The sequence below is a fragment of the Streptomyces sp. NPDC057654 genome, assembly GCF_042800135.1.
GTDB lineage: Bacteria > Actinomycetota > Actinomycetes > Streptomycetales > Streptomycetaceae > Streptomyces.
The window spans coordinates 1-2,552 of record NZ_JBHVHQ010001077.1 but is presented as its reverse complement, the minus strand read 5'-3'; the positions used below and the strand labels follow the sequence as shown (position 1 = coordinate 2,552).

4 protein-coding genes are annotated in these 2,552 nt (G+C 64.9%); 2 read left to right on the top strand and 2 right to left on the bottom strand.

What is annotated here, in order from left to right; all coding sequences use genetic code 11:
* Window positions 1–249: 249 nt before the first annotated feature.
* Entirely contained in the window at window positions 250–564 is a 315-nt protein-coding gene (locus ACFU99_RS40595) for a DUF6415 family natural product biosynthesis protein (RefSeq protein ID WP_384402885.1), read from the bottom strand.
* Window positions 561–1,058 carry an ATP-binding protein gene (locus tag ACFU99_RS40590; RefSeq protein ID WP_384402882.1) on the bottom strand — a complete coding sequence of 166 codons (498 nt, stop codon included), beginning with the start codon at window positions 1,056–1,058 and terminating at the stop codon, window positions 561–563. The genes ACFU99_RS40595 and ACFU99_RS40590 overlap by 4 nt, the downstream gene beginning before the upstream one ends.
* A gap of 339 nt (window positions 1,059–1,397) precedes the next feature.
* Between ACFU99_RS40590 and ACFU99_RS40585 the strand changes: the two genes are divergently transcribed.
* Together ACFU99_RS40585 and ACFU99_RS40580 are read left to right on the top strand one after the other, a co-directional pair.
* Window positions 1,398–2,270 (top strand): helix-turn-helix domain-containing protein, encoded by an 873-nt coding sequence (locus ACFU99_RS40585; protein ID WP_384402879.1) that lies wholly within the window; start codon window positions 1,398–1,400, stop codon window positions 2,268–2,270.
* The gene (locus tag ACFU99_RS40580) at window positions 2,267–2,467 is read left to right on the top strand and encodes a DUF397 domain-containing protein (RefSeq protein WP_384402877.1); all 201 of its coding nucleotides are present in this window, start codon (window positions 2,267–2,269) and stop codon (window positions 2,465–2,467) included. The genes ACFU99_RS40585 and ACFU99_RS40580 overlap by 4 nt, the downstream gene beginning before the upstream one ends.
* The last annotated feature ends 85 nt before the right edge of the window (window positions 2,468–2,552 follow it).

The following is a 2,552-nucleotide window of genomic DNA, read 5'->3' as shown; positions in this document are numbered from 1 at the left end:
GTACCCGCCCGACGCGGACGGGAGGGACCGGCCGGCCGTCACGCCGCAGGAGCCCGCACAGGGGTGAGGCTCGGACTGCGGGGACAGCCGCCTAACGGACGGACGGCGGCGAATCCCGCGCCCGCATCTTCACTATCGGTGGGTTGTTCTGCCGACCGACGAACCAGCGGGAGACACGAGACCCCTCGTGCGTCGTCCGCGCACCGTCTGCGTCGCTCGGCACCACGCAGCTGGCTGCACTGTTGGGAGTCACTGCTCCACCCCGCTGTGCCGGATCAGGCCCGCCAGCACACGGGCGAGCTGGCGGGGGTAGCTGCTGCTGCCCACCGCCAGGGCGACGGGCAACGTCAGCAGGTCCTCGGCCCGCTGAACCGCCAACGCCGCCTCGCGCCGGGCCTCCGAGCTCGGCCCCCGGTCCAGCAGCCGCATCTTGGTGAGCGGGAGGACCTCTTCGATGTAGGCGTGGAGGCATCGCCACAGATCCCGGACCTCAACCGCGGTCGGCGGCCGATCCGAGACCGCACAGTTGATCGCCTCGCGGACGCGAGCGAGATCGATGGTCACCGAAGTCCGCCCCCTGGCACGTTGAGGATGGCAAAGGTGGACTTCCCGTCTGCGCTGATGCCCCACTTGACGGACAGCGCCTCGACCAACATCAGACCCCGGCCGTGCTCATCATCCGAGGCTGGATCGAGGCGTTCCGGGCGGTTCGGGCTGCCGTCGGTCACGACGATGAGCAGCGTGCCGTCCTCGGCGTACGCCACGTCGAGGCTGACCCCGTCACCGTGGATCATTGCGTTGGTGACAAGCTCGCTGACGACGGACAACACATCGTCTGTGATGGCCTTAAGGTCCCAGTGCGCGAGCATGAGGGCGCACGTCGCGCGGTACATGCTGACCAGTTCTGGGTCGGCCACGGTCGCCAGGCTCAACCCCCAAGAGCCCGGCGAAAGGGGCCACGATTCGCGGTCGGGCAGCGTCAGACTCCTCGCGTAGGGAAGAGGGTTCTCCTGGCGGCGGGGAACGGCGGTAAGGGCGGTTTCCTCCAGTACGGTCATGCGAGGCTCCTCGATGGCGATACGGGGATGGTGGCGTGGGTGACGCCGAGGTCGATGGAGGGCCCGTCGCGAACAGCCCCTGCACTACCGAAGGTTGGTGAGACAAGTCCCAGTGATCAGGGCCTCGTCTCGCGTGATGTCCCATACAGTGGCGCGTATGCGGCCCTCTACGCAATCGCATGTGCAGTGCATACGCAGTCGCATGTGGATTGGTATATGCCAGGCGGTGTAGCTGGGGCTGTGCAGGACGAACTCGGGGTGTCAGACTGTTCACACGGGGAGGCAAGTCGTGAACTCAGGGCACGACTTGGTGCACCCGGTACGCGAAAGGATGCAGCTATGGCGAGGCCGATTGGAGCAACGGCACCGCGCGTTGACCTCGGCATCAGGCTGCGTTATCTCCGCAACAGCGCGGGGCTGACGCTGGAAGAGGTCGCTAAGAGTCTGGACGGCCTCAGCTACGACCAACTGCGACGTATTGAGGTCGGACAAAGCTCGTTTCGATCCGTCGGCGATCTGCGTAAGGTGCTGGGCCTCTACGGCGTCGCAGGCGACGTCGAGTTGGTGAGCGCGCTGGAGGAGCTGCAAAAGACGCCGCCCAGCCAGGACTGGATGACGCAGTATCGAAGCGTTTCGGATGCGACGAAGTCGTTTGCCGGGATCGAGTCGGCGGCCCAGGAGGTGCACGCCTACCACCCCAACGTCATCCTGGGACTCCTGCAAACCGAGGAGTATGCCTGGGCCCAGTTCCGCGAGGTGCAGCCGATCGAGGAAACGACGAGCGAGTTCATCGAAGGCAACGTTGCGCTGCGCATGAAACGACGCGAACCCTTCCTCGCCGAGGAGCACCCAACGAAACTTTGGGTAATCCTGGGAGAAGCAGCACTACGTCATCCAGTAGGCGACGCTTCCGTGATGCTGGGGCAGTACGAGGAACTTCTCCGTGTCGCGGCCCTCCCCCACGTCACTCTTCAAGTGCTGCTGACCGACGTACCGGGCCGACGGTTGTGGAGCAACTTCACGATTCTGGACCTCGGCAAAGGAAAGCCCACCACCGTGACAGTTGATACGGGCTGGGGGCCCGTCTCCATGTCGGACAAACCTGCCAACGTCTCCAGGTTCCGTCGCTGGTTCAGCACCATGACCGCCTCGGCGCAAACGCCCGAGGAAACCCCCGAAATCATCGAGAAACTGAAGCGAGAGAAGAGATGACCCGTAACCCCGTAACTGACAACGATGCGACGGCCTGGTTCAAGTCCAGCTACAGCGGGGGCGAAGGAAACGCCTGCGTTGAGATTGCAGACTGCGCTTCTGCCGTTCGCGTCCGGGACTCCAAGGACACGACCATCCCCGGCCTGACAGTCTCCAAGGGCGCATGGGCATTCTTCATCGCCGGCATTCAGGAGTAATCGAGCCCCAGCGTGCAGCGGGCTCTCCCTTCCGAGACGGAAGGAGAGAGCCCGCTGCGCCGTTCTCGGGGCCGAGGAGGAGGCG